This window comes from Phormidesmis sp. 146-20, from assembly GCF_052939475.1.
Genome location: NZ_JBJPHT010000022.1, coordinates 46,404 through 70,370, shown reverse-complemented (window position 1 = coordinate 70,370; position 23,967 = coordinate 46,404). Strand labels below are relative to the sequence as shown.

Sequence of the window (23,967 nt, the reverse complement as noted above, 5' to 3'; positions counted from 1 at the left end):
AAAAACGCTTTTAATCATGGCTTTGAAAGACTCCTGGCAACAGCAAAAACAGCAGCGCCAACAAGAAGCAATCCAGCGTCGGAGACAGGTGAGTGAAGCTTTAACGTTGACTCAGAAAGACCGTCAGGAAAAAGCCTCTCAGCTTCGTAGCGACCTAAGTTTATTTCGAGAAACGCTGCTGAGTAACGATCGTGTTCGCAATGCAGAGTTTCAAGCCTTCTATTCAAAATTGCAGGACAAAACTCAATCTTTTTTGACCGAGGCAAAAGAGCAGCGTCAAAAGCAGTCTCAACAAGTTGCCCAACACTTAAGTGAATTTGTCCAACGTCTTCAACAGCAAACCGCGAGTTTTTTGACAGTTACAGAAGTTGAAAGAGGATTAATGGCACAGCAGTTGGCCAATGATCTTCAGAGCTTTCGAGTTGCTCTAAATGAAAGCGTGTCTTCTCTACGTCAAGATATTCAATCAGAGCTTCAAGACTTACAGATCGAAACAGACCTTTTGCTTGATCAGAGCCGACAACAGCGCCTCAAAACGCAAATTCGTCTGACTCGACATCTAGCTGCTTTTACAGAGACCTTGCGATCGAATCTCCAAACCTACTTATCAGAAGTCAGCGCTACCCGACAACAACAAGCAGCACAATTGACCGAAAGGCTGCACCAAAACCAAGTCGATCGCACCACCGAAATGAAGGCTTTGTTGGCAAGTCTGGCAGAGTTTCGAGTGCAAATTCAGCAATATCACGCGAGTCTAAAAAGTGCTGTTTGGGGAGATGCTTCGATTGAGGTGCCCACGATCGCTCAGAAGTCTGCCGCTCCGCTAAAAGCTTCTACGCCTCTTCCTGCAACGGTTTTAGAGGCTTCTCCAGCCCAAGTCAAAATAGCCCAACCGACTAGCGCGATCCTGCCCAAAATCGCGGCTCCCATTCTCGAAGCCGACTACGAAGAAAAAATTTATCAGTACATCGATTTGATGGAAGGTGCGCGGCTCACGGAAATCGAGTCGTCGTTGGGAATCAGTCGGTTTCAAGCGGTGGATGCCTTGCGATCGCTGATTCAAAAAGGGTTAGTGACACAGCGCGATCGTGTTTACCGCATTCAAGAAGATTTCACTGTTTAATTCCACTGTTTAGTTGAGGATTCATCACTGTGACGACTGTTCTTCGTGCCAGCCCCCGCCGATTTGTCAGTACACCTTCGATCGAGCGAGTTGCTGTTAGAGCTTTGCGCTATTTGCAATCTGGATTTTCCGTACATCTGCGCGGCCCAGCCGGGACGGGTAAAACCACATTGGCGCTTCATCTAGCTGATCTGTTGACTCGTCCAATCATGTTGATCTATGGAGATGATGAGTCCAAAAGCTCTGATTTGATCGGCAATCAGTCTGGCTACACGCGCAAAAAAGTAGTCGATAACTACATTCACAGCGTTGTCAAAATTGAGGATGAACTTAAGCAAAACTGGGTTGATTCTCGGTTGACGCTGGCTTGTCGAGAAGGATTTACGCTGGTCTATGACGAATTTAATCGATCGCGTCCAGAGGTGAATAACGTTCTGTTGTCTGCTTTAGAAGAGAAGCTGTTAGTCCTTCCCCCCAGCAGCAATCGGACGGAATATATTCGCGTCAATCCAAACTTTAGAGCAATTTTTACCTCTAATCCAGAAGAGTATTGCGGTGTTCACTCGACTCAAGATGCGCTAATGGATCGGTTGGTGACGATCACGATGCCTGAGCCAGATGAGTTGACTCAGCAAGAGATTTTGGTGCAAAAAACTGAAATCGATCGCGCCAGTGCCCTGATAATTGTTCGCCTGGTCAAAGCCTTTCGAGTCAAAACCAAAGGTGAAAAAATTTCGGGACTGCGATCGTGCCTGGTGATCGCCAAAGTTTGCCAAGAACATGAGATTCCCGTCTCTCCCATGAATGCAGACTTTCGAGAAATTTGCTCAGACGTGTTGCTGTCTCGGATTGGCATAGCGATCGACGATGCAACTAAGATTCTCTGGCAATCGCTCAATGACATGTTGCACAACGATTTACTACAAACTCCCGTTGAGACGTTAGCCTCTGATGCCATTCCGTTTGCCGAGGTCGCTACAGAACTGGAAGAACCCTCAGAATTGACCGTCAAAGAACAGCTAGTCGAGCTATTTCGCGAATTGACCGAATCCGCCGAAGCAGCATTACCAGAAGAATTGCCAGAAGCGTTACCAGAAGAAGCGCCTGTTACCGAAGCCAGCATTGCCTACGAGCAAGAGATTTATGAGTATTTGCTGAAATCAGGTGCCGTGAGAATTGCCCAGATTGAGAGTGATTTGGGCTTGACGCGAGTGCAAGCATTGGATGCCATTCGGACATTGGCGAAAAAAGGATTGGTTGTGCATCGCGATCGGCTTTTCTCGGCTCAATCAGTTCCTGCCGAGGTTGAATCATGACAACTAGCCCCATGCGCTCTGCGGTTGGACGAGACACTGCGAGAGGCATCACCACTTCGACTCCCGGCTCAACGCTGGCAGATGTTTTAGAAAGAGTGCTAGATAAAGGCATTGTGATTGCTGGAGACATTTCTATTTCTGTTGCGACGACAGAGTTGATTAACATTCGCATTCGTCTACTCATTGCATCAGTTGATAAAGCGAGAGAAATGGGCATCAACTGGTGGGAAAACAATCCTCACTTTAGCCAGCAGTCTCAGGGCTTGATAGAGTCCAATCGCCAACTAATAGAGCGCGTTGAGAGCCTGGAAACCGAGTTAAAAGCGCTTCGTCCCGCTTCGACTCCAGAGCTATCTAGTTCCGAATCTCTTCCCAACTCCCTAGAAACGCTTTTAGATGACTTATGATTACCGTCAAAACGATGAAGCAAATTGCGACGAGCCGCGTGATTCCTGGTTGTCGGTCTGCCAATCGTTTGGGTCAGCTATCGTTGAGTGAAAGCGATCGTGCCAGAATTGCTGCTGGAATAGGTCGGATGCGATCGAGTCAAGCCCGTCGCCAGTGGCTCAACCGCCTATATCAAACGAGAACTCTCTAGCATAAAAGCTAACCGCAACCTTCTACAATTGAAGCAACCTTCAGCCGAGTGACCCAGTGTTTTCTGAACCGCCTGATCTCGCCATTATCAATGCTCCCAAATCCACCAAGGACAGGGGGCTTGCTCCGTTGTTGTTGACCATTGTCGAGCTAGTCAAACAACTGATGGAGGCTCAAGTGATTCGTCGAATGGAAGAAGGAAAACTCAGCGACGAAGAATTAGAGCGAGCGGCAGAAAGTTTGCAAAAGTTGGCGGAACAGGTGGTTGAAATCTGCAACATTTTTGAGATTGATCCTGCTGATTTGAACATTGACCTGGGCGAAATGGGCACGCTATTACCGAAAGCCGGAGGATACTATCCCGGTCAAACCTCTGCCAGTCCTTCTATTTTAGAATTGCTCGATCGTCTGCTTAATACAGGCGTAGTTGTCGAGGGCAGCGTTGACATCGGAGTGGCCCAACTAGATTTGATTCACGCAAAACTTCAGTTGGTTCTGACGGCGAAACCTATCTAATCGCCCCCCATTTTTCTTATGAGTTACGGACTCTACCTGTACGGGATTTTTCCTACCCCTGGGCCGCAAAGTTTGGAGCTAGAAGGCTTAGACAAACAGCCTGTTCACAGTCATACCGTTGATGGATTTGCCTTTCTCTACTCAGAAGCGCAGCAAGAACGGTATTTAGCCAGTCGTCGCAATCTGTTGGGGCATGAAAAAGTTCTTGAACAAGCCATGCACGCGGGACATCGCACCCTACTACCGCTACAGTTTGGATTGATTATCGAAGATTGGGAAGCGGTGACTGAGCAGCTAACGGCTCCCCACAGCAAAAGTTTGGAGCATTTGTTTGACAAGCTGGCTGGAAGACGAGAAGTAAGCGTCAAGCTGTTTTGGGATGCCGCTGCTGAACTGCGAACCTTAATGGACGAGGATGAAACTCTTTGCAGTCAGCGCGATCGCCTAGAGGGCAGGTCTCTCGGTATGGAAGAAATTGTCTCGATCGGACAGTTAATTGAGAAGGCAATGAGCGATCGCAAACGTACTGTGATTCAAGCCTTTCAGGATGCGCTCAATCCGCTGGCAGAAGCGGTGGTCGAAAACGATTCACTCACTGAGGCCATGATTTACAACACGGCTTACCTGATTTGTTGGGACGACGAGGCAACCTTTAGCGCTCAGGTCGAAGCTTTGGATCAACAGTTTGATCAACGCTTAAAAATCCGCTACAACGATTTCACAGCACCTTACAATTTTGCTCAACTCGATCGATAGAGAATTAATACTTCATGGAACCCACAATTGCCCAGGCACAAGGACTCTATCGATTATGCTATCGTTTAACCAACCAGATTTATCCAGGATGGCAATTCAAAACAATCGACCTCGTTCGTATTGATGAAAGAACCGGAAACATCTGTGTTCTTGCTGGCGAAGGTTTGGATTACGAAGTTAAACCGAGCGGAGGGTATGAGCCATGACATCAGTCAACTATGACGCAATGGACTTAGATGAACTGCGCCGATACATGTTGGAGCATCGAGAAGACATTCCAGCGTTTCATGCTTATGTCGATCGCTCCAAAGCAGCAGGACGCATGATCACGATCGATGTCAGTGACCCAAATTGGGAAGAAAAACTCGACGATCGGCTGCGTCAATCAGAACTCAATCCAGACCACCCAAACAACATTTCTGAGCAATAAAAATCATGGTTCTTCGCTTACTGTTTGCCCCCATCACCGGACTTAGCTGGATTGCTGAACAAATTCAAGAACGTGCCGATACAGAACTTGACGACACAGAAAACTTGAGCAAACGACTGCTGACGCTGCAACTTGCGTTTGATATGGGCGAGATTCCAGAAGAAGAGTTTGAGGCGCAAGAAGAAGAATTGTTGCTGGCGATTCAGGCGATCGCAGATGAAGAACGACTTGCCGCCCTAGAGCAGTAGGATAGGGGCAGATGTGATTCATGCCTGACCTATGATTGAGCAAGCGACACAGCCCGAAGTTTATCAAGGACAGTTTGGAGATTTTACGATTACGGAGCGCGATCGCCAGGGAGTTGTGATCTATCGAGGCGGTCTGATGGTGGCAGCGCTGAGTTTTGCGATCGGGACTGGACTCGTTCTTTCGCAAGGCAGTCAAGCGATCGGGTTACTGACTCCGCTTTATTTTTGCTTTTGGGCGGCGTTGGGCGTTAGTTTGTGGATGATTCACATTTACTTAAAGCCACTGCATTTGGCGCTTCAGGCATTTTGGGCGATCGGGGGCGTTGCTTCGCTGATTCTGACTTTTGGCAAGAGTGAACCGCTGGCTTTGCAGGTTTATCAGCATCCAATCACGATTTTGGGCGTTGGATTCACCTTTGCTGCGCTGACTGGAATCTTTTTTAAAGAAGCGTTTTGCTTTAACCGATCGGAGACTAAACTGCTGGTGCCGATCGTTCCGGCTTTACTGTTGGGTCATTTGTTGGGGTTACTCCCGCTGCAATGGGAGCAGGTTTTACTGGCTACTTGGGCACTGTTGTTAGTTGTGTTTGCAATTCGCAAAGTGATCCAGCCGATTCCTCCCGACATTGGAGACAAGAGCGTGTTTGAATATCTCGGAAGACGCAATTCATCGCTCGCCTAGAGAATGTTTGAAACCGTCTGCACGAACTCACTCACCGCATCATACTGATCGACCATTCGCGAATACTGCGCTAACAGTGTCAGGTCTAAATCAGGCAGCAAAGCGCTCTGGACAACCCTTTCATAACCCTGTTCTTGAAGGTGATAGACCGAAATCGTACCATCTTCCCAAAACCACACTTCGGGGACTTTTAGCCGCTTGTAGATTTCTAGTTGGTTGATGCCGCCACTGGTCGCTGTGATGTCTAAAACCAAATCTGGCATTGGCTTTTTGGTGCCCAAATTGTAAGACTCATCGGGTTCTCGTCTTGCGCCGTCTTCTCGCTTGCCCAGGGTCGCACTTCCTCGAACATAGAATCGAATGCCCCTCTCTCGCATAAAAGCCTCTATCAACAAGCTGACGGTGCTTTTGGGTTCTTCGTGTTCTTCGGAAAGGGGAGCCATAATTTCTAGAAATCCGTCCAGATAGATCAACCGTGCACCTGTTTCTTGTAGCTCTGCGTCTAGCCGTTCGAGCGCATCCCAGGTGACGTTATGCAGAAGGACGGAGTTTTGTCGGCTTGGCTTTTCGAGAAGGGGAGAAGTCATCGATCGTCCTCCAATAAACACATTCATCAATAAACACATTCATTTTAGAGGGTTGGATCGGCTGGGTCAAAGATGATCACATAGGTGCGGGTGGGATGTTCTTGTTGCAAAACTTGCAGGCATCCTTCGGCATCTCCGCGACGACGAAAGCGATCGACGACAATTCTCTGCATTTTTGGCAACAGCAAAATCAGACATCCTGGCGAAAGTTAGTTCCGCGAGGTCATTGCTTTTGATTGATCAAAGAAGCTGTTGATTTGCGATTAACTGATTCTATGATCTTGGAAAATGGCAGAGCTGGAGAATATTACCCGATCGGTTACTGACGACGGGCGATCGCAGTTCATACAGTTGAGAGAAGTCAGCGCAGGGACACAAACAATCCGTTCTCTCTCAGGCGTTGATATGACCTTTTGATCCTGCGGTTGGCTCATGGTTTATTACAAAATCTGCTTTCGGGCGCTATGGAGCAGGCTGTTTGGGCGCTCTACCAATTCTGAGCAACATCATTCCACTCAACCCATCGGAAATTTCACTATGTCTGATATTGTCATTCGTTGGAACAACGTTTATTTGGAAGCGATTCGTCGATCTAAGAACGAGTTGGCCAGTCCGACTCGGATCACTCGGATTGGGGCAATGATGCACGCGGCGATGTATGACGCGATTAACTCGATCGCTAAAACTCATCAGCCTTATCTGATTAGTTTGCCGACTCCGATCGACACTTCTCCCGAAGCTGCGGCGGCCTATGCGGCTCATCAAGTTTTGAGTGCAATTAACCTGGAATTGATGACCACTCATTCCACGATGCAGCCTGTGTTGAACGATCTAAAAATTCTCTTTAAAGAGGGTTTGGCGGAGTCTTTGGAGCAAATCAAAGCTGGCGCAACGGAACTAGAGATTGAGAATGGACGCATTTTGGGACAGGCGATCGCCAATGTCGTCATCGCCAAACGCAGCAAAGATGGGTCTGAAAATATGGCTCCTTATGTGTGCGGCAAAAATCCGGGAGATTGGCGACCGACAAGCCCAGGCACGATGGCAGTTACACCGAATTGGGGAAAGGTGCGTCCTTTTACAATGACCAGTGGTTCTCAGTTTCGACCGATTCGACCGGGCGGGTTTGCGACTAAAAATGAAATGCTGCGGAGTGCAGAATATGCTGTGCAGTTCAATGAGGTCAAACGGCTGGGATCAGCTACATCCAGCGATCGCACTCCCCAACAAACCGAGATCGCGTTCTTTTGGGCCAATGACCTTGACGGCACCTACAAGCCACCGGGACATCTTTTTCGCATGACGCAGCTTGTTGCCGAACAACAGTTACTGTCTCTAGCGGAGAATGCGCGACTGTTTGCGCTGGTTGCCCTCGCCCTTGCAGATGCTGGAATTGTTGCCTGGGACGCTAAATATTCTACAGAAATTGACCTATGGCGGCCCGAGACAGCCATTCAGATGGCGGAGAAAGACAATAATCCTGCGACCGATCGCGATGAATCCTGGGCCCCTCTATCTGTGAATCGAGACGGCAGCCGCTTTTCGCCGGCCTTCCCAGCTTATGTTTCAGGACATGCCACCTTTGGCGCAACTCATGCAGGCATTCTAAGAAACTTTTTTGGGACTGACGACATCACGTTTGAGCTTGATACAGAAGATCCGTCTTTGGAAGGTCAATCGATCACGCGGACGTTTGACAGTTTCTCATCTGCCGCTTTAGAGAACGGGAGAAGCCGGGTTTATCTGGGCGTGCATTTTCAATGGGATGCAGACAATGGCTATATTTCGGGGACTCGTCTGGCTGATTATGTATCCGCCAATTTCTTGAAGCCTCTGCCTATCTGTGTTCAGGTGTAGTCGATTCAATCCATTCAAAAAACCCTGTATCAGTAGGGACGTTGTACACTCATAGCACCCCTACTTTTCTGTTTGAAAAAATTATCTGATAGATTCAGTAGATTGCGGATCGACAGTGTTTCTTTGATTACCGACTTTCGATCCCCTGACTCCCTTTCAAAAGGCTGACTTTGAATCGGCTCCTCGTTTAAGGGGCACTAGAGGGATTTCATAGCTGATCACCGACTAAATATGTTCATCTGCGATCGACTGATGCTTTTAACTCGGACAATTCACAATACGAAGTGGCTAGTTGATGGTGATTAACCCTTCAGATGGTCAGGGAGTTCTACTTAAGACGGTTCACGTTCGGGGAGTTGTGCGGGTTTGATGGCGATCGTTTGTGACTTACCACTGCGATTGATCGTGACCTGTAGCGGATTGCCCACATTCGTTTTTTCGACTTGCTGCTGCACCTGTCGAGAATTCTGAATCGCGACCCCATTCACAGACTCAATCACATCACCCGGACGAATCCCCCCACGAGCCGCAGGCGAATTTTGCGCGATCGCCACCACGACCACCCCCGTATCTCTGTCAACTTTAAAGCCAGCATCACTCTGATTAATCTGCGATCGCAACTCCGGAGTCAACTCCACCATCTGCACACCTAGATAGGGATGATCGGCTCGACCTTTGGTGATCAGTTGGTCTACAATGCGCCGAAACGTATTCACCGGAATCGCAAACCCCAACCCCTGTGCGCCTTGAATGATCGCCGTATTCATGCCAATGACCTCCCCCGCCGCATTCAACAACGGCCCGCCAGAATTGCCAGGATTAATCGCTGCATCCGTTTGAATAAACTCCACCCGCTCCGCCGGAACGCCCACATCCGCACTCGATCGCCCCGTTGCGCTGACAATTCCCTGCGTCACTGTATTATCCAATCCCAACGGATTCCCAATGGCGATCGCCGCCTGTCCGGGCTGCAAATTATCCGAGTCGCCCAACTTCACCGTCGGTAGATTTGTCGCTTTGATTTTGACGACAGCCGTATCCGTGACGCGATCGACTCCCACCACGTCTCCTTCAAACCGCCGCCCATCTTTGAGAATCACCGTCACCCGATCGGCACCCGCGATCACATGAGCATTCGTTACAATCTGGCCATCTTGACTGATGATAAAGCCCGATCCCGTGCCTCGCTGTACCCGCTCTTGAGGCTGATTGTCTCCGCCAAAAAAGCGATCGATGGGATTTTGAGATTGCTGCTGTACCGTCCGACTCGCATTAATTCTCACGACCGCATCTCCCACCTGCTGCACCACTTGCGCCACATAGTCTGGGTTGTCCGTTCTCACGGCGGGTTGAGCGGCAGGGGTCGCTGATTGGGTTGGAGCCGACTGGGTAGGCGCGATCGCTTCTGGCGTAACCGTCACATCTCGATTAGAAAGCGCCCCACTACAGCCCGCAATCCACAGCGCCAGACAGAAAACAGGTTGTTTGAGCAGTCGTTTGATCATAGTGCTTGTCATCCAGTTTATTTCTGAACTTTACCAGAGGCAGCGACTTAGAACATCTCTCACTGTAGCGATCGATTGCAATGGTCGGTTTTGCTTTTTTCGGTGCGACCTGGCCAAACCAAGCGATGATGAAGAGTGGATTATAGGCATGTTAGATGTGATCCAGTTTACATTTCATTCTCAGTAGTGACATGGCAATTCAGACAGAACCGATGCTGACGGATTGTTTTGAGCTTCTCAAGTCTGCTGAAGTGCGCCCTTTTCAAGTCATTGGACACCGAGGCGCACGAGGATTGATGCCCGAAAATACGATCGCCGCCTTCGCTCTGGCTACCCGTCTAGGAGTGGATGCGCTGGAGTTAGACGTGGGATTGACGGCCGATGGCGTGTTAGTCGTCGCTCACGATCCCGAAATTTCTCACACGCTCTGTCTCAATCCCGATGGCAGCCATCTCAAACGCTATCCTCGACGGCTGATTCGCAAGCTGACTTTAGCAGAGGTGCAACAGTTTGATTGTGGATCGCTCAATCCTAATCCGATGCGCTTTCCTGAGCAGCAATTAGTGCCTGGTGAACGAATTCCCACGCTTGCTCAAGTGTTTGAACATCAGATGCAGCACTTTCCCGATTCGCAGGTGAAATACACGATCGAATGCAAAGTTAATCCCTTAAGAATCAATCCGTTGCGATCGCGCGATACCTTTGGGGCCAGTTTGTTTGCCAAAAAGTTGGTGAATCTGGTGCGAGAGTATGGGTTGAGCGATCGCGTTACGATTCAATCATTTGAGTGGCGGGTGCTGCGGGCTGTCAAAAATTTGGAGCCTCAGATTCAGACGGCGGCTCTGATTCGTCAGTATCGCAATAAGCCCGGAACGCTGCTGTCTCAAGCTAGAATTGCTTCCCCGTTTCTCGCTGGCTTTGACTTTAAGCGCTATCACGGCAACATTGCAGCACTGGTTAAAGAAACTGGGTTTATCGATCGCTATTCCCCCAATTTTGAAACGCTAATCCCAGAGTCTCGCCATTTTATTCAGTCGGTACAAGAAATTCAGAAGGCGGGTTTTCCGGTGATCCCCTGGACGGTGAATGATGCGACCAAAATGCAGCGCTTGATCGATCTGGGTGTAGATGGATTGATTACAGATTATCCCAATGTTTTGATCAATCTTCTGCGGAAGCGAGGGATGAGGGATGAGGGATGAGGAAGAACTTCGATGATCTGTTCCCCCTTTGGGGTAATCCGCTGTGCGAGGAGGGATGAACACCAAAAAGATTCTGGAATTTATGCAAACCTTCTATTTTCTCGACAAAATGAAAGGAATTTACTGATCAGGTTTGTTGCATGAGTGAACTGGAGGAAGCGCTGAGGCGGCTAGTTAGGGAGGCCTGTGGACACGATCGGGGCAGCCCCATACGCCAGAGAAATTTAACTAAGATCATTCGTTTAGTCGCTCCCAAACTCTGGAAGGAAAACAAGCCTTATTACGCCGATGCGTTGCAGCAAACCTGGGTCTATTTTTGTCGCAACCTCTGTGAGGGAGATACGGCTGATCCCTATGATCCCGACGCGGCCGGTGTCGCAACCTGGCTTAATGCTTACCTGCGGCGACGGCTACAAGACTTTTTTATCAAAGAGCGCCAAGATATTAAAATCACGGCTTCTCCCCGGCGGTTTGGGGGGCTGGCAGAAGATTCAGAATTTGATCCCGTAGACAACCTGATCGCGAGTCCAGACATTCCTCCTCTCCTCGAAGCTGTGAGAGCCTGGGCAGAATCTGACCCAAACGGAGAATTGCAGAGTCATATCAAAGGATCGCCTGCTGTCACCTGTCAGATTTTGATTTTGAGACGACTGCCTCCCGAAAATAGCTGGAAAGAACTCTCTGAGGAGTTTGGGCTACCCATTCCAACGTTGAGCAGCTTTTATCAGCGCCAATGTATGCGTCGCTTGCGTAAATTTGGTGAGTCAGAAGGATATTTGTAAAGGAGGACTTGTCATGACTTTTAGCACATACTCAGAATTTTCTTTGCCGTTGCCCATTCCTCGATCGGCGATCGCGATCGCACAACAGTTTGCCGATGAGCAGCCTACTCCCCAAAAAGCGGCCCAGATTCAACTCAACACGCTGGCCGTTTCTGTCATCAACGACTATCTACAACTGATGGGCATTTCGACCGACTTGACCGCAAGCGATTGCTGGAATCCCGTTACGAGACTTTGTGCTGACGTAGCCGATTTGGTGTTGCCCAATGTGGGTCGTTTGGAGTGTCGCCCTGTGAGCCGCGATCACTCGACTTGCTATGTGCCTCCCGAAGTATGGGACGATCGGGCTGGCTATGTGGTGGTGCAGATCAATGAGGAATTGCAAGAAGCGATCGTATTAGGATTTACGCCAACCGTGAATTCAGAAACCCTGTCTTTGCGAAGCTTACGATCGCCCGAAGACTTAATTGATCATCTACACGAGTTGAGACAGTCTGAAGTCGTTAGAAGCTTAGTCAGCTTAAATCACTGGTTTCAAGGCGTTTTTGAGAGCGGCTGGCAGACCGTCGAATCGTTGCTCAATCCTTCAGAAGTCAGATTTGCTTATCGAGGGAGAGACGGCGCGATCGACTTTCCCAGACGCGCCAAATTAATTGATCTGGGCATTCAACTCGCTCACCACTCTGTTGCTCTGGTCATCGAACTCAGACCTCAAGAAAATCAGCAAACCGAAATTCTGCTACAAGTGCATCCGACCAATGCAGCCTTTTTGCCCCCTCAGCTACATTTATCTATTTTGGACGATGCAAACAACATCTTTTTGGAAGTGCAATCAAGAAACGCAGACAACTACATTCAGTTGCAGTTTAGCGGTGACGCTGGCGAACAGTTTAGAATCAGCATCGCGTTAGAAAATGCCCGTGCGATCGAGGAGTTTGTGATTTAACGTGAATTCGATGAAATCCTTCGCTGTGGCGATCACTCCAGGCAGCTCCCTAAATTCCCCAAGTTTGGGGGACTTTGAGCAAAAAATTCCATCTGGGAGTCCCTCAGATTGGGGGGTTGGGGGGCGAAAGTGCTGAATCACGAAGCGAAAAAACTCTGTCGAATTCACGTTGATTTAGCGCGTAGTTCAACAAGCCAATCAACTGTTAGGCATTGAAATCAGGACTTGAGATTAGGACTTGAGAAACTTGACGTAAACGCGATCGCACCGCGCAGTTTCAACACCCGTTGTCGGTTGGTAGCCACTGGTTTCGTAGAGTTGGACAGCCTCCTTCAAAACGCTGGCAGTTTCGATCCAGATTTGCTCAAAGTGACGAAGCGCGATCGCCTGTTCTAACTGCTGCAACAAAAACTTTCCCAATCCCTGCCCTCTCGCCTCTGGCAACAAATACATTTTGCGAATTTCGACCGCTTTTTTGCCTCGCGAGATGGGATAGTAAGCCGCCGTTCCCACTAGCTCTCCTGAGCGCTCAATCACCCAAAACTCGCCCCCGATCGCCTCATAACATTGCTCAACTTCTAAGACATCGCGATCGGCTCCTAGCGGCTCCCAACTCAACCCATAGTCAGCCAACACAGCACCAATCATCTCAGCGGCGGTGGAGCGATCGGCCCTTTGCCAAGAGCGAATCAGAAAATCACGATATTGAATGTTCACAAGTTTCTGTAGGTTAAGCGCTCAAAATTCCAACCAGAATGCGGAGGAGTGCTTCTAAATCTGCGGGCACTCGATATAAATTTAAGTCTTGATGGATTTGTTTTGAGGCTCGATCGAGCGATCCAAACTGCCAGATGTCACCCGTGGAGACGGCTCCATAAAAAACTGATTGTTCTGAATCAGTCCAACGATCAAGCGCGATTAACTCGACTGCTAATTGGGTAAACCCCCTGGTCAAGTCAGCATTTTTTGCCTCGATCACTAAAAGTTTTTGGGCAGCTTGCAAATAGTAGTCCAGGGTTCCTTTGAGTTGTTCTGTAACGTTTAAGGGATACTCAATCCTCAGTTGAGCGCGTGTGTAGTGAATTACATCAATCAAAATCGGTGCGATCAGCAATTCTCTACGAGCAGCTTCGCTGGTCAGCCTAACTAAAGGTAAGCTCTCTTCGATTCGGAGTTTGAGATCTTGTAAGCGATCGAGTCCCGCCACAAACTGCGGAAGCATTAGAGAGGCTCTGACTAATGAAAAACCAAATTCTGCCAGAATGTCGTCCGGCTCAAACGGCATCTCAAAATAGCTTCTAAACGTATAGGACTGATCTGGCTGAAGAATCGGAATTTTACTCATTAGCTATGAATTCGGGGTTCTGGGTGCAGCGTAGATAATAAGTCACTTTCAACCTGGGCAAGGGATTGGAGACGATCGGTGAGAAGCAATCGCTCAAAATACTCATCTGCCAATGACCAATAAATGCCATAGTGACGCGCCTCAGAAGCCATGAGTCCCCGATAAAATCGAGCCAGTTCAGCATCGGGACAGTGTGCGCCCAACAAACCCAACCGTTCGTGACTACGAGCCTCGATCAGCGCAGACACTAACAGGGAATCGAGGAGGCGATCGGGTTCATTCCGCCGAATTTGCTTATTTAACCCAGCCCCATAAGGGGGAGGAGCCAGAGGCGCTAACGGAATGCCACGCCGTTCTAAAATCTGATTGACCTGCTCAAAGTGCTGCAATTCTTCTTGAGCGATCGCCGTCAACGATCGAACCAATTTTGCACTCGACGGATAGCGAAACATCAGATTGAGCGCTACGCCTGCTGCTTTTCGTTCGCAGTGAGAATGATCCAGCAAAACGGTGTTAAGGTTTCCCAAGGCCTGTTCTAGCCATGCGGCAGACGTGGGCTGATGCAAAAATTTGATCGCAGTCAGGGTTGAGGAACTCACAGGAATCGTCATGATTTGGTTGGCATTTGCAATTTTAACGGCTTTCTTTGAGTCTTTGAAAGATGTCTCTAGCAAATACGGATTGAGAAAAATTGACGAATATATTGTGACCTGGGTCTCGATCGTATTCTCAGCCCTGTTCCTCATCCCATTATTATTGTTGACTAAAATTCCGACACTCAATGCTCAGTTTTGGATTGCATTACTGATCGGAGGCAGTCTTAATGTGATTTCTTTTACGCTATATATTAAAGCGATTAAAGCATCAGATTTGTCATTGACGGTTCCGATCGTGACGTTGACACCGCTGTTTCTTTTGGTTACATCGCCGCTGATTGTTCACGAGTCGCCTAGCGTTGCTGACGGGATTGGCGTTTTTATGATTGTAGTCGGCTCGTATGTATTAAATCTGAGAGAACGCAGTCGAGGATATTTTGCTCCGTTGCGGGCCATTTTGCGAGAAAAAGGTAGTCGTCTGATGTTAACGGTCGCATTCATCTGGAGTATCACCTCCAATTTCGACAAAGTAGGCGTAGTGAATTCTTCTCCGTTGTTTTGGTCAACCGCCCTGTATTTATTTTTAGCGATCGGCATCTTTCCGATCGTGCTCTACAAGTCGCGCCGCCATTTTGATCAGATTCTTCCCAATGTTAAAGTGCTGGCGACGATCGGGCTATTTCACGCTTTGGCGATTAGCTTCCAAATGATTGCCGTTACTTACACGCTGGTCACTCAAGTCATTGCCATCAAGCGAATGAGCGCCTTGATCAGTGTTTTATTTGGACATTTTCTATTGAAAGAATCAGGACTACAAGAACGATTAGTGGGTGCAGCTATCATGGTCACAGGCGTAATCGTCATGACGTTGCTGTAGCGATTCTCAGCAAGATTGTTAGTAACTAGGTTCTTTATCAATTTCTTGCTTGCTTTTGTTCACCTTCCCATTCCACCGTTCCAACTGCTACGTTACCCGACTCATTTAGCGTTCCTTCAAATGTGCCAACCTGTCCCGGTTTTAGAGATTCTGGTGTGACATATACAAAGCGAGAAACAGATGAAGATGGAGAACCTTCTGGCGTAATTGTGTAGTTGACGATCGCATACCGCACTGTTTTTCCAGTATCATTTCGGACTTGTCCAATTAGACGATCGCCCTGTTTCTCAAAGTTTAATACCGTCATCTGTGGTTTAGATTTTATCTGAGGCACATTACACAAACGGCTCAGATTTACTACTTTTTGACGCGCCGTTCGCAGATAACAAATCGGCAAATTGGCATCTAACCGTTGCCCTGAAGCTTTCGCCAACACAGAATTTTGGACAGCGATCGGACTGAGCGCAATTCCCCCTGCAATTAGCCCGTAAATAAGGTTTGGCATAAACTTCTCAATGTCATCTTCATTAGTCCTTCAAAATTTTCAGCTACAAACCGGAAACTTCTGCTCAAAGCCAGAAAAGTCACTTGAGAAGATCCAAACTCTCAAGGAAATTTTGAAACTTCAGTAAAAACTCGCACCAGTTCGATTAAGCTTCTGAGTTAGAGTGCAATCGGTTTGTCAAACAAACTGAACTGCTTATCAGGGGTCATTCATAGCGTGCATTTAAGCAAAAAGCGGGTTAATTCGACCTGTTTCATCGCTTAAATCTAGAAGAGATTGGTGTAGTCTGCCTCGTTTTTGACGATCGCTCAGAAACGGCCACCCAAGACATTAAACCAATTTTGTTGGAGATACTCTAGATGACGAAAAGATTTCTGTCTTTGTTGAGCAATCGATCTCATTCCACATTGCTCACCACCACCCTGCTGCTCACAAGCTTATTAGGAGGAAGTCTACTTACCCCCGCTCAAGCCGCACCCGTTGCCTCAGTCAAACGAGCCGTCACCTTTTCTTGTAGCGACACTGAAGCCACCATCAAAGCTAAAGGCGGAGCCTCGGTGACGATCGGGACAAGCAGTATTTACATTGGCTATCAGCAAGTTTCGAGTGTCAACAAAGATCCGCGCATGATTCGATTTGACAACGGCAGACGCACCTGGTGCAAATCTGACTATGAAGTGACAAACGATGATGGCACAGGCTATGGGCTGATCTGGGATGGGGGAAGCGTCTTATATGGGGTCTTTAGTTCTACCGGAACACAAGGGACTCCCAGCCAAGATTTTCGGCGCTTTGCAGGCAGCGGTTGGCTAACGAACTATGGATCAGGTGGCGGTGCAAAAATCGCAGTGCTAACGCGCATCAATCCAGCGACAGGAACCATTTCTAACGCCACCTTTTTGTCTGCGCTACTCTCCAGTGGTAAGAGCAACTCGCTTGTCGTCAAAGGGTTATCCCTCAAGGGAAGCAATCTAGTCGTGAATGCAGACTCTTTCTTCTCGCCTCGTCGCGCCAATCGCTCTCGCATGACTTGTTCTGGCTCATCGCCCTTTAACTACACAGCAGAATTTGCCTCAAACCTGGGTTCTGTGGTTAGAGCAACTGCCGATCGCTGTCAGTGACGTGAATTCGATAAAATCTTTCGCTACGGTTGTCACTCCGAGCAGTTCCCTAAATCTCTCAGGAGTGAGGGACTTTGAGCCAAAAATCTAGTGTTAAAGTCCCTCAGAATTGGTAGGGCCGATTCATTGTAACTAGAGAAAATCTAGAAGCTCTAGGCCTTCGTTTTGTCCCAGATCAGGCTCAAACGAACTGATGAAGGTCACAAGGTTTCTCTCACGACTATGAATCAGCCTTACCCAGAATTGGGGTGTTGGGGGACAGAATCGCTAGGCAACGAAGCCAAAAACTTATCGAACTCAAGTCTCTTTAGCAGTTCTGAGAGTTCGACACTAGAGAACCTCGATCTCTTAGATTGATCAGAACCTGAGATTTCTAAACTGAAGCCCGTGATGAGGATTGAACTCATGACCTCACCCTTACCAAGGGTGTGCTCTACCACTGAGCCACACGGGCAATGAACAATTAATATAGTAGAGGAAAAACTCTAACTTTTCTCTTTACTATATCAAGTTTACTGTGAGATGGGCCGAGCTGGATTTGAACCAGCGTAGGCGTAGCCAGCGGATTTACAGTCCGCCCCCATTAACCACTCGGGCATCGACCCATTTATCCCACGGATATAAATAGTAGCACACCCCTGTGTAAAGTCAGCAACAGAAATCGAAAATTCTATGACTTCACAATTGCCCTCAATGCCGGGATCAAAAACTGAGTCAGCGTGTGGGCATCTACACCCAGTTCGGTGCGGGTTTGAGCCGCCAAAATCCCAGCTTGAGCGTGCCACCAGGCCGCTGTCTGAACCAGATCGACGATCGATGTTTCTCTTAGGATAGACATCTGCTGCGCCAGCAATCCGCCTAAAAGTCCCGTCAGCACATCACCACTGCCTCCTCTCGCCAGGGCAGGCGTACTGTTTGGATTAATTCTCGTTTGCCCTTGAGCGTCTGCGATCGTCACTCTTGCCCCCTTGAGTAGCACGATCGCGCCCGTTTGTTTTGCGGCTAATTGGACGGCAGCCACGCGACAGGTCGTAGAGTCCAGGTCAGGAAAAAGTCGTTTAAATTCCCCCAAGTGAGGCGTGAGAATCGTTGGAGCCTGACGGTTTTGAAGGGTGGGAATGGTGCCTTGAGCGGCCAAACTATTTAGCCCGTCGGCATCCAGAACAAGAGGACAGTTACTTTCGAGGACTTGCTGAACGACCGCGCTGGCTTCTAGCGTCAGACCGGGGCCACAGGCGATCGCTTGAAAGGAGGAGAAAGGAAGAAGGGATGAGGGAAGGGTGGCGATCGCACCTTCTGGCGTTTCTGGACAGCCCACAACTAGAGCGTCAGGAAGGTGGGAGGAGAGCATCGGTTTGAGCGATTGAGGAACGGCGATCGTCAGCATTCCTACACCGCTCGATCGTGCGCCCAATCCTGCCAGCAGTGCACCTCCTGCATATTTTTGAGAGCCACAGATTAGCAGAAGATGCCCCATTTTGTATTTGTGGGTAGAAGGGGGGCGTGAGAGGGGCAACATCGAGAGTGCCCAGTTAGCGGTTCCACGTTGAATGGAAGGAGAATCGCCCAATACAGCAAAAATATCTGTCAGGGGCAGATCGAAATCGATTAATTCTGCTTGACCGACCTGCTCTAAGCTCCAATCTTGCAGTAGACCTTGTTTCCACAGTCCCAGACAAAGCGTGTGAGTAGCTCGAATGGCGGTTCCCAAAGTTTTTCCGGTGTCGGTGTGCAGTCCAGAAGGGAGGTCGATGCTGACGATCGGGAGCTTCCAACGATTCACTTGCTCAATCAGGGGCGCGATCGGATCAGTGAGGCAGCGTTCTAGCCCAAAGCCAAACAAGCCGTCAATCAGCAGATCTGAAGTTTGCAGCGGCTCAATCTCAGAATGGCAGGACACACCCAGGCTTTTGACATAGGTGTAGTGATGGGCGGTCAGGTCTTTGAGGTGAGAAATCGGAGAACAAATTGCGACCTGGTAGCCTCTAAAGTGCAATTCGCGAGCGACAACCAGCGCATCTCCGCCATTGTGTCCCGGCCCAACCAAAACGCCCACCCGTGAATGAGTCGATCGAGGGTAGAGCATAACAATGCGATCGGTGATTCGCCCTGCAACTTTTTCCATGAGGGCAGCGACGGGCATTCCGGCGGCGAAGAGTCGAGATTCGATCGATCGCATCTGATCCGCTGTCACTACGATGCGTTGAATGTGTTCTAGCCTGTCAATCACAACAAAACTCCTGCTGCGGTTTTTTTAACGTGAATTCGATGGAATCTTTCGCTGCGGTTATAGATCCAGGCAGCCCCCTAAATCCCCCAATTCTGGGGGACTTTGAACGAGAAATCTTGCCCGAAAGTCCCCCAGAATTGGGGGGTTGGGGGGCAGAAGCGTTGAGTAACGAAGCGGAAAACCTTTGTCGAATTCACGTTGTTTTAAGCTATCAAGTTTTAGAGTGTGAGGCGCGAGGTACAGAGCTTGTTAAGAAATAGAATCCCGCTTAATGGTTAGTGTTTTCTTGCCCTTTGAGTCTTGAGGGTCTGGCTGCAATGGCTCCAACTGATGCAAAGGGGTTAATAACCGTTCGTTATCTGGTCGAGTAGATTCATTCTGATGACTCGTTATTTTCTGATTGGTCTTTGTCATCATCCTTCTTTTTCTCTTGCACCACTTGAGTCGAGTAGACTTCTACATCGCGCTGCAAAATTTCTTCGACCTGACCCGCAAATAAAGTAAATGCGTCCTTATGGGAACCCGTTTTGCTGTAAGTCGCGTAGGGGCCGGTTAGCTGAAAAAACTGCCAGCCTTGAGTTTTAAGCGATTCTACTGATCGCCGATAGTGCCGCCAGCGATCGCCATTATTAAAAAACTGCTCAGATGCCGCACTGATCGCCACCACCTGACTGAGGACAAACGCCGACACCCCAAAGAAGACGCGGTAATGATTATTGGTGTTGGCTGGCGTTTGAGTCGGTTGCGTCACCTGTTGCAGCGCATCCAGATTAAAACTGCTCAAACTGACAAACGCAGGAATAATCACGCCGCCGATAATGGTGATCAGCCGTAGCCGACGGTGCCAATTGCGTGCGCTTGCGGCCCGACCTTCCATCCAGAGAACCTGATCGAGCCAGCGCGATCGCAAAAACTCTTTTTGCAACGGGGGCAACTCCACCAGGTCAATGAGTTTGCCAAATTCCTGCTTTAGATGATCGTTATAGTTAAACTTCTGTTTCCGATTTGAGGTTCCTGGAGAAGTCGAGCCTCCTACCGAAAGAGGAATTTCGCGATCGCCCTCAGACATAGATACTCCTGCCCCTATGACGGTGACTTTTTTTCATTAAACCGGACAAACCGGATCATTTTTAATTTTTCACTTTTAATTTTCTATTTGATCCAAGGGTGAGCGTTAGAGAAATTTCTCGATCTACCCCGCTTCCCCTGCAAAAATCTCATCTAAAATGCTGGTTAGCGCGTCTGTCCCCTCGCTCAGATTGACGGCTTGTACCAGACCCGACTCGATCAAAGCGTGGGCCCGATCGTCTGTGGGTTCTCCGCGCAGTCCGGCTGCCAACTGATCTGCGGTGCGTCCACTCCCAGCGACAACGATTACTAACCGACCCGCCTCTACGTTTTGTAGCGCATCCTTCCAGGTCACTTCTCCCCCATTGATCAAAACCGTCACCGAAGGCGCACCGCCCGCTAACTCACTAGCAACTTTTGCAATCCACAACGATTCGTCGCCCCACTGCGAACCGGGCACCAGCAGAAAGTGAGTATGAGACGGCTCTAAAGGGGTGGCTTCCTCAGAGGTGGGAGTCTGTTTGGGTAGAGTGGCCAGTTCTTCTGGGGCCACCCCAATCAGCGGAAAAGACCCCGCGATCGCCGTTCTCGCTTCCCCCATCAGCCGCATCACTCCAGCATCTGTGCCCCCATCCACCACACAGGCTTGCCACTTTTGAGCGATCGGAGCCAGTACATCCCAAAACAAGCGCTGCACCTGAGAGTAGTCAGCTTGACTCAGCTTACTTGCTCCACCAATCACCACCAACACAGGACGAGAACGACGATCGAACCCCAGCGATCGCAAAGATGCCGATAGCTGACCAAAGAAATTGACATGAATAACGGCTGCGACTTGGTTGGAGAACGTAACAGTGAAAGGTTTTTCCATGAACAGAATGTTACCGCCAAAAGTTAAAAATGGAGTAGAGAAGGCGGAAGCGAAGGACTGATCCAGGCTTCTGTTCCTCCGTTCAAAGATCGAACGGGTCAGCCGGGTTGTTTACAAGTATCTTCTGCAAACATTTTACGGTGGTCAGTTCAAGAACCCTCAAATGTAGGGGATCTTCCTGGATCTAAACGTGAATTCGATGAGAGGTTTTTGCTTCGTTGTTTTGTTCTTGAGTTCAGGTTGAATTTAAGATCTTTCTCACGTAGTGCAAACGGTAGACCCACTGCACACTCAATCGTTAAACCCCAAAACAGTTAAACCCCAAAACGCCCCTTCTCAGAGTTCCCTTTCTGACCTTTCCATCACCAATGCTGTCACCTTATCAATCAAATGCTCCGGTTGGCTAATCGGTTTGACCAGATAGTCATTGGCTCCGGCTTCGAGACATTGAATCGGCTCGTGAGCATCGGCTTCTGTGATCAGCGCCAAAACTCTGAAGTTGTGAGTGTTTGGGTCTTGTCTCAGATGGCGGATCACCTTACAGCCATCCATTCCCAATAGCTGAGAATCGACAATTACGGCGATCGGTTGCAGCATTTCGATCTGACGCAGAGCCGTGGTGCCCTCGATCGTCCACACGACCTGATAATTTGCGGCGGTCAGCAAGTCACAGATCAAGGTAGCGGTTTCTTCGTGACTTTCGATCAAGAGAATTCGAGGATGCAAAGCCGCCGCTAGACGTTTTTGTTTGGCGCGATCGAGGGCAGACAAGCTTTGAGTGGGAAGATATACCGTAAATTTTGACCCAACGCCGACGGCTGAAGTAACTTCAATTTTGCCCCCATGCAGTTCGACCAGTTGTTTGGTCAAGGCTAACCCTAATCCCGTTCCTTCATACTTGCGGTGATAGGAAGCATCTAGCTGCTGAAATTTTTGAAACAACAGCGGAACCTGGTGGTCAGGAATGCCAATTCCCGTGTCTTCGACTTGCAAAACTGCGGTGTCGTCATTGAGCCAGATCCTCAGTGTCACCAGTCCGCCCGCTAGCGTAAACTTGATGGCATTACTGAGCAGGTTGACCAAGATTTGCTTGACGCGATGACAGTCTGCTTTAAAGAGGGCGGTTTCGGCGATCGCCTCCACTCGCCAATCCAGAGTTAATTGAATGTGGCTGCGATCGGCTTTTTCTTTCAGCAAATTGAGGGTCTGTTGCGCCAACTCAAACAGCGAAAACTCGCTCACCTTCAAAATCGTTTTGCCTGTCTCCACTTGAGAGAGGTCTAAAATGTCGTTAATTAAGGCCAGGAGGTGTTCTCCGCGTCCCTGAATGGTCTGTAAATATTCTTGCTGCTTGTGGAGGGTGAGTGCCCCTTTTTTGTGAGTGTGCAACTGATAGCGCAATAGCGTTGAAGCCATGCCAATGATCGTCGTTAAGGGACTGCGTAGCTCATGGCTCATAGTTGCCAAAAATTCTGTTTTTGCTCGACTGGCCGATTGGGCGGCGACCAAAGTATCCCGCAGTTCTTGAGTGCGATCGACAACTTGCTGTTCTAGCGTGGCTTTTTGCTGAGTGACTTGGGTGTAGAGTTTTGCCTGGTAGATGGCGATCGCTAGATGTTCTGCAATTCGTTGCAAAAAGGCCTTTTCGCTATCTTGCCAGTGACGCGGCGCACCACACTGATGGGCGATCAAGAGTCCCCATACTTCATCTCGAACCACGATCGGCGTGACTAATTCTGCTTCCACCTGTTCTAGATGAGCGAAGGACAGGGGACGATCGTCTGCCCAAGTGATTTCTCCATCCACTTCTCGCGGCCTAACGCTGTGCGAGTCTTCCATCTGATGCAGAATCGAGGGAATGGAATCATTTTTTCTAGCTTCGTAAGTAATTCTATCCAGATTGGCAACCTCTGCCCAAAGGCTGGGCTGATCTGACTCAAACTCCAATAGACAGGACGGTGCAGGGATATTGAACTGATAGATAATCAGGCGATCGGCCTTAAGAAATTGGCGCACCTGTTGAACGGCAGTCTCTAATACCACAGGCAATTCTAGACTTTGCCGAATCAGCGCCGTCACCTTGTTGATCAGTTTTTCTCGCTCAACCTGCTGTCTGAGGGCAACTTCTGCGGAAGATGTGTGAGTCGCCGGGGGTGCCAAAAGTTCGATAAGCTGCAAGGTAAAGGCACTCTGAACGGCGGGGTCGTTAGGCTGGATTGAAGATCGGGTCGATCGCACTCGCTGCAAAATTGGAGCAGGCAGCAAAGTCTCCAGACGGGTCAAAAAGGCGGCGATCGTGTCTGGCTCAAACGTCAAGCCCATCTGACACAGCGTTTCTACCTCATTGCCAGACTTTTGATCGGCAGCGTCTTCTAAATCAATCCTTTCTCCTTGCAGCAGGGCACAAAAAGTCTGGGAAATCACTAAAACAAACTGCTCAGTTACCCGCAGGTTAAAAACTGGCAAGACGGACTCAGTGAGTACGATCGCCCCTGGGTGATTGGTTTGCTTTAGCAGTCCCCCGATTTGGTGAAAAACACTCCACGGAAGAGTTCGATAAAAACTCTGGGTTTCGGTGCCTGGTGTATTCCGCATCTGGGCAGGAAGAAGTGTCTGCGATAGTGATGACAAAAAAGGGGTGCTATCCCTATCTACACAATGCCTTAATTAAGAAGGGACATACAGCAATGACTTTGAAGCTTTTCTTAAATTTGCTCAATTCTAAACCCTGAAGATTCTATGACACGACGCTCTATCTCTCTGATGTACAAACTGATGTGCAAAGAACCATCTAAAGTCTGTAGAAA

General features: G+C 48.9%; 29 protein-coding genes and 2 tRNA genes. 18 read left to right on the top strand and 13 right to left on the bottom strand.

Annotation, left to right across the window (positions count from 1 at the left end; translation table 11 throughout):
• Window positions 1–16: 16 nt before the first annotated feature.
• Genes ACKFKH_RS18180 through ACKFKH_RS18135 form a run of 10 tightly spaced genes read left to right on the top strand, consistent with a single transcriptional unit; the run spans window position 17 to window position 5,668 of the window.
• Window positions 17–1,123, top strand: a complete 1,107-nt coding sequence (locus ACKFKH_RS18180) for a hypothetical protein (RefSeq protein ID WP_446859739.1) — start codon at window positions 17–19, stop codon at window positions 1,121–1,123.
• Window positions 1,124–1,152: 29 nt separating this feature from the next.
• On the top strand, window positions 1,153–2,439 hold the full coding sequence (gvpN, locus tag ACKFKH_RS18175) for a gas vesicle protein GvpN (protein ID WP_446859738.1): 1,287 nt from the start codon (window positions 1,153–1,155) through the stop codon (window positions 2,437–2,439).
• Window positions 2,436–2,846 carry a gas vesicle protein gene (locus ACKFKH_RS18170; protein ID WP_446859737.1) on the top strand — a complete coding sequence of 137 codons (411 nt, stop codon included), beginning with the start codon at window positions 2,436–2,438 and terminating at the stop codon, window positions 2,844–2,846. Before gvpN ends, ACKFKH_RS18170 begins: the two co-directional genes overlap by 4 nt.
• Window positions 2,843–3,037, top strand: a complete 195-nt coding sequence (locus ACKFKH_RS18165; RefSeq protein ID WP_446859736.1) for a hypothetical protein — start codon at window positions 2,843–2,845, stop codon at window positions 3,035–3,037. Before ACKFKH_RS18170 ends, ACKFKH_RS18165 begins: the two co-directional genes overlap by 4 nt.
• A 56-nt stretch (window positions 3,038–3,093) precedes the next feature.
• Window positions 3,094–3,552 carry a gas vesicle protein K gene (locus ACKFKH_RS18160; protein ID WP_446859735.1) on the top strand — a complete coding sequence of 153 codons (459 nt, stop codon included), beginning with the start codon at window positions 3,094–3,096 and terminating at the stop codon, window positions 3,550–3,552.
• A gap of 18 nt (window positions 3,553–3,570) precedes the next feature.
• Window positions 3,571–4,308, top strand: a complete 738-nt coding sequence (gene gvpF / locus ACKFKH_RS18155; RefSeq protein ID WP_446859734.1) for a gas vesicle protein GvpF — start codon at window positions 3,571–3,573, stop codon at window positions 4,306–4,308.
• Between the two features lie 14 nt (window positions 4,309–4,322).
• Window positions 4,323–4,514: a DUF6888 family protein gene (locus ACKFKH_RS18150; RefSeq protein WP_446859733.1), complete on the top strand. Its 192-nt coding sequence runs from the start codon at window positions 4,323–4,325 to the stop codon at window positions 4,512–4,514.
• Window positions 4,511–4,738: a DUF6887 family protein gene (locus ACKFKH_RS18145; protein ID WP_446859732.1), complete on the top strand. Its 228-nt coding sequence runs from the start codon at window positions 4,511–4,513 to the stop codon at window positions 4,736–4,738. The genes ACKFKH_RS18150 and ACKFKH_RS18145 overlap by 4 nt, the downstream gene beginning before the upstream one ends.
• Window positions 4,739–4,743: 5 nt before the next feature.
• Window positions 4,744–4,986 carry a gas vesicle protein GvpG gene (locus ACKFKH_RS18140; RefSeq protein ID WP_446859731.1) on the top strand — a complete coding sequence of 81 codons (243 nt, stop codon included), beginning with the start codon at window positions 4,744–4,746 and terminating at the stop codon, window positions 4,984–4,986.
• Between the two features lie 31 nt (window positions 4,987–5,017).
• Window positions 5,018–5,668 (top strand): DUF2301 domain-containing membrane protein, encoded by a 651-nt coding sequence (locus tag ACKFKH_RS18135; RefSeq protein ID WP_446859730.1) that lies wholly within the window; start codon window positions 5,018–5,020, stop codon window positions 5,666–5,668.
• On the opposite strand, the gene ACKFKH_RS18130 is transcribed toward ACKFKH_RS18135, so the two are convergent.
• Both ACKFKH_RS18130 and ACKFKH_RS18125 read right to left on the bottom strand, forming a co-directional pair.
• On the bottom strand, window positions 5,665–6,255 hold the full coding sequence (locus ACKFKH_RS18130) for a Uma2 family endonuclease (protein WP_446859729.1): 591 nt from the start codon (window positions 6,253–6,255) through the stop codon (window positions 5,665–5,667). The two genes, ACKFKH_RS18135 and ACKFKH_RS18130, sit on opposite strands and share 4 nt — an antisense overlap.
• Before the next feature lie 44 nt (window positions 6,256–6,299).
• Window positions 6,300–6,428: a hypothetical protein gene (locus ACKFKH_RS18125; RefSeq protein WP_446859728.1), complete on the bottom strand. Its 129-nt coding sequence runs from the start codon at window positions 6,426–6,428 to the stop codon at window positions 6,300–6,302.
• 115 nt (window positions 6,429–6,543) lie between these two features.
• Between ACKFKH_RS18125 and ACKFKH_RS18120 the strand changes: the two genes are divergently transcribed.
• Window positions 6,544–6,672, top strand: a complete 129-nt coding sequence (locus tag ACKFKH_RS18120) for a hypothetical protein (RefSeq protein ID WP_446859727.1) — start codon at window positions 6,544–6,546, stop codon at window positions 6,670–6,672.
• Between the two features lie 120 nt (window positions 6,673–6,792).
• Window positions 6,793–8,112 carry a vanadium-dependent haloperoxidase gene (locus ACKFKH_RS18115; RefSeq protein ID WP_446859726.1) on the top strand — a complete coding sequence of 440 codons (1,320 nt, stop codon included), beginning with the start codon at window positions 6,793–6,795 and terminating at the stop codon, window positions 8,110–8,112.
• Between the two features lie 332 nt (window positions 8,113–8,444).
• Here ACKFKH_RS18115 and ACKFKH_RS18110 read toward each other — a convergent pair whose 3' ends face one another.
• Window positions 8,445–9,617 carry an HhoA/HhoB/HtrA family serine endopeptidase gene (locus ACKFKH_RS18110; RefSeq protein WP_446859725.1) on the bottom strand — a complete coding sequence of 391 codons (1,173 nt, stop codon included), beginning with the start codon at window positions 9,615–9,617 and terminating at the stop codon, window positions 8,445–8,447.
• Window positions 9,618–9,808: 191 nt separating this feature from the next.
• Here ACKFKH_RS18110 and ACKFKH_RS18105 point away from each other — a divergent pair, with 191 nt between their 5' ends.
• The 3 genes from ACKFKH_RS18105 to ACKFKH_RS18095 all read left to right on the top strand — a co-directional run bounded on the left by ACKFKH_RS18105 (window position 9,809) and on the right by ACKFKH_RS18095 (window position 12,547).
• Complete coding sequence (locus tag ACKFKH_RS18105) at window positions 9,809–10,819, top strand: glycerophosphodiester phosphodiesterase family protein (RefSeq protein WP_446859724.1); 1,011 nt, start codon at window positions 9,809–9,811, stop codon at window positions 10,817–10,819.
• A gap of 140 nt (window positions 10,820–10,959) precedes the next feature.
• Complete coding sequence (locus ACKFKH_RS18100) at window positions 10,960–11,601, top strand: sigma-70 family RNA polymerase sigma factor (RefSeq protein WP_446859723.1); 642 nt, start codon at window positions 10,960–10,962, stop codon at window positions 11,599–11,601.
• A 13-nt stretch (window positions 11,602–11,614) separates the two neighbouring features.
• Window positions 11,615–12,547: a DUF1822 family protein gene (locus tag ACKFKH_RS18095; RefSeq protein ID WP_446859722.1), complete on the top strand. Its 933-nt coding sequence runs from the start codon at window positions 11,615–11,617 to the stop codon at window positions 12,545–12,547.
• 231 nt (window positions 12,548–12,778) lie between these two features.
• On the opposite strand, the gene ACKFKH_RS18090 is transcribed toward ACKFKH_RS18095, so the two are convergent.
• The 3 genes from ACKFKH_RS18090 to miaE are packed head-to-tail and all read right to left on the bottom strand — an operon-like array spanning window position 12,779 to window position 14,503.
• A complete protein-coding gene (locus ACKFKH_RS18090) occupies window positions 12,779–13,264 on the bottom strand; it encodes a GNAT family N-acetyltransferase (protein WP_446859721.1) in 486 nt (161 codons plus the stop codon).
• 13 nt (window positions 13,265–13,277) lie between these two features.
• On the bottom strand, window positions 13,278–13,892 hold the full coding sequence (locus ACKFKH_RS18085) for a hypothetical protein (RefSeq protein ID WP_446859720.1): 615 nt from the start codon (window positions 13,890–13,892) through the stop codon (window positions 13,278–13,280).
• Window positions 13,892–14,503: a tRNA isopentenyl-2-thiomethyl-A-37 hydroxylase MiaE gene (miaE, locus tag ACKFKH_RS18080; RefSeq protein ID WP_446859719.1), complete on the bottom strand. Its 612-nt coding sequence runs from the start codon at window positions 14,501–14,503 to the stop codon at window positions 13,892–13,894. The genes ACKFKH_RS18085 and miaE overlap by 1 nt, the downstream gene beginning before the upstream one ends.
• Between miaE and ACKFKH_RS18075 the strand changes: the two genes are divergently transcribed.
• The gene (locus tag ACKFKH_RS18075; protein WP_446859718.1) at window positions 14,502–15,365 is read left to right on the top strand and encodes an EamA family transporter; all 864 of its coding nucleotides are present in this window, start codon (window positions 14,502–14,504) and stop codon (window positions 15,363–15,365) included. The genes miaE and ACKFKH_RS18075 overlap by 2 nt on opposite strands.
• Before the next feature lie 37 nt (window positions 15,366–15,402).
• On the opposite strand, the gene ACKFKH_RS18070 is transcribed toward ACKFKH_RS18075, so the two are convergent.
• Window positions 15,403–15,870: a hypothetical protein gene (locus tag ACKFKH_RS18070; protein WP_446859717.1), complete on the bottom strand. Its 468-nt coding sequence runs from the start codon at window positions 15,868–15,870 to the stop codon at window positions 15,403–15,405.
• Window positions 15,871–16,229: 359 nt separating this feature from the next.
• Between ACKFKH_RS18070 and ACKFKH_RS18065 the strand changes: the two genes are divergently transcribed.
• A complete protein-coding gene (locus ACKFKH_RS18065; protein ID WP_446859716.1) occupies window positions 16,230–16,991 on the top strand; it encodes a hypothetical protein in 762 nt (253 codons plus the stop codon).
• 382 nt (window positions 16,992–17,373) lie between these two features.
• On the opposite strand, the gene ACKFKH_RS18060 is transcribed toward ACKFKH_RS18065, so the two are convergent.
• From ACKFKH_RS18060 to ACKFKH_RS18050, 3 genes are all read right to left on the bottom strand, one after another.
• Window positions 17,374–17,445 (bottom strand) — tRNA-Thr (locus ACKFKH_RS18060).
• A 69-nt stretch (window positions 17,446–17,514) separates the two neighbouring features.
• Window positions 17,515–17,596 (bottom strand) — tRNA-Tyr (locus ACKFKH_RS18055).
• 65 nt (window positions 17,597–17,661) lie between these two features.
• Window positions 17,662–19,221 (bottom strand): NAD(P)H-hydrate dehydratase, encoded by a 1,560-nt coding sequence (locus ACKFKH_RS18050; RefSeq protein ID WP_446859715.1) that lies wholly within the window; start codon window positions 19,219–19,221, stop codon window positions 17,662–17,664.
• A 38-nt stretch (window positions 19,222–19,259) separates the two neighbouring features.
• On the opposite strand from ACKFKH_RS18050, the gene ACKFKH_RS18045 reads away from it, so the two are divergent.
• Complete coding sequence (locus ACKFKH_RS18045) at window positions 19,260–19,481, top strand: hypothetical protein (protein WP_446859714.1); 222 nt, start codon at window positions 19,260–19,262, stop codon at window positions 19,479–19,481.
• Between the two features lie 113 nt (window positions 19,482–19,594).
• On the opposite strand, the gene ACKFKH_RS18040 is transcribed toward ACKFKH_RS18045, so the two are convergent.
• The 3 genes from ACKFKH_RS18040 to ACKFKH_RS18030 all read right to left on the bottom strand — a co-directional run bounded on the left by ACKFKH_RS18040 (window position 19,595) and on the right by ACKFKH_RS18030 (window position 23,755).
• Complete coding sequence (locus ACKFKH_RS18040; RefSeq protein ID WP_446859713.1) at window positions 19,595–20,290, bottom strand: DUF4231 domain-containing protein; 696 nt, start codon at window positions 20,288–20,290, stop codon at window positions 19,595–19,597.
• A 123-nt stretch (window positions 20,291–20,413) separates the two neighbouring features.
• Entirely contained in the window at window positions 20,414–21,160 is a 747-nt protein-coding gene (locus ACKFKH_RS18035) for a hypothetical protein (protein WP_446859712.1), read from the bottom strand.
• Window positions 21,161–21,496: 336 nt separating this feature from the next.
• Window positions 21,497–23,755, bottom strand: a complete 2,259-nt coding sequence (locus ACKFKH_RS18030) for an ATP-binding protein (RefSeq protein WP_446859711.1) — start codon at window positions 23,753–23,755, stop codon at window positions 21,497–21,499.
• Window positions 23,756–23,967: the final 212 nt, after the last annotated feature.

Bases quoted from the DNA above. Each gene is read 5' to 3' on its own strand.
- ACKFKH_RS18165 (WP_446859736.1), top strand. From the start codon at position 2,843: ATGATTACCGTCAAAACGATGAAGCAAATTGCGACGAGCCGCGTGATT.
- gvpF (WP_446859734.1), top strand. From the start codon at position 3,571: ATGAGTTACGGACTCTACCTGTACGGGATTTTTCCTACCCCTGGGCCG.
- ACKFKH_RS18070 (WP_446859717.1), bottom strand. From the start codon at position 15,870: ATGCCAAACCTTATTTACGGGCTAATTGCAGGGGGAATTGCGCTCAGT.
- ACKFKH_RS18130 (WP_446859729.1), bottom strand. From the start codon at position 6,255: ATGACTTCTCCCCTTCTCGAAAAGCCAAGCCGACAAAACTCCGTCCTT.
- ACKFKH_RS18045 (WP_446859714.1), top strand. From the start codon at position 19,260: ATGGAATCTTTCGCTGCGGTTATAGATCCAGGCAGCCCCCTAAATCCC.
- ACKFKH_RS18105 (WP_446859724.1), top strand. From the start codon at position 9,809: ATGGCAATTCAGACAGAACCGATGCTGACGGATTGTTTTGAGCTTCTC.
- ACKFKH_RS18145 (WP_446859732.1), top strand. From the start codon at position 4,511: ATGACATCAGTCAACTATGACGCAATGGACTTAGATGAACTGCGCCGA.
- ACKFKH_RS18065 (WP_446859716.1), top strand. From the start codon at position 16,230: ATGACGAAAAGATTTCTGTCTTTGTTGAGCAATCGATCTCATTCCACA.
- ACKFKH_RS18040 (WP_446859713.1), bottom strand. From the start codon at position 20,290: ATGTCTGAGGGCGATCGCGAAATTCCTCTTTCGGTAGGAGGCTCGACT.
- ACKFKH_RS18120 (WP_446859727.1), top strand. From the start codon at position 6,544: ATGGCAGAGCTGGAGAATATTACCCGATCGGTTACTGACGACGGGCGA.
- ACKFKH_RS18110 (WP_446859725.1), bottom strand. From the start codon at position 9,617: ATGATCAAACGACTGCTCAAACAACCTGTTTTCTGTCTGGCGCTGTGG.
- ACKFKH_RS18180 (WP_446859739.1), top strand. From the start codon at position 17: ATGGCTTTGAAAGACTCCTGGCAACAGCAAAAACAGCAGCGCCAACAA.
- ACKFKH_RS18140 (WP_446859731.1), top strand. From the start codon at position 4,744: ATGGTTCTTCGCTTACTGTTTGCCCCCATCACCGGACTTAGCTGGATT.
- ACKFKH_RS18100 (WP_446859723.1), top strand. From the start codon at position 10,960: ATGAGTGAACTGGAGGAAGCGCTGAGGCGGCTAGTTAGGGAGGCCTGT.
- ACKFKH_RS18115 (WP_446859726.1), top strand. From the start codon at position 6,793: ATGTCTGATATTGTCATTCGTTGGAACAACGTTTATTTGGAAGCGATT.
- ACKFKH_RS18125 (WP_446859728.1), bottom strand. From the start codon at position 6,428: ATGCAGAGAATTGTCGTCGATCGCTTTCGTCGTCGCGGAGATGCCGAA.
- ACKFKH_RS18135 (WP_446859730.1), top strand. From the start codon at position 5,018: ATGATTGAGCAAGCGACACAGCCCGAAGTTTATCAAGGACAGTTTGGA.
- ACKFKH_RS18150 (WP_446859733.1), top strand. From the start codon at position 4,323: ATGGAACCCACAATTGCCCAGGCACAAGGACTCTATCGATTATGCTAT.
- ACKFKH_RS18030 (WP_446859711.1), bottom strand. From the start codon at position 23,755: ATGCGGAATACACCAGGCACCGAAACCCAGAGTTTTTATCGAACTCTT.
- ACKFKH_RS18095 (WP_446859722.1), top strand. From the start codon at position 11,615: ATGACTTTTAGCACATACTCAGAATTTTCTTTGCCGTTGCCCATTCCT.
- ACKFKH_RS18085 (WP_446859720.1), bottom strand. From the start codon at position 13,892: ATGAGTAAAATTCCGATTCTTCAGCCAGATCAGTCCTATACGTTTAGA.
- ACKFKH_RS18075 (WP_446859718.1), top strand. From the start codon at position 14,502: ATGATTTGGTTGGCATTTGCAATTTTAACGGCTTTCTTTGAGTCTTTG.
- ACKFKH_RS18170 (WP_446859737.1), top strand. From the start codon at position 2,436: ATGACAACTAGCCCCATGCGCTCTGCGGTTGGACGAGACACTGCGAGA.
- ACKFKH_RS18035 (WP_446859712.1), bottom strand. From the start codon at position 21,160: ATGGAAAAACCTTTCACTGTTACGTTCTCCAACCAAGTCGCAGCCGTT.
- miaE (WP_446859719.1), bottom strand. From the start codon at position 14,503: ATGACGATTCCTGTGAGTTCCTCAACCCTGACTGCGATCAAATTTTTG.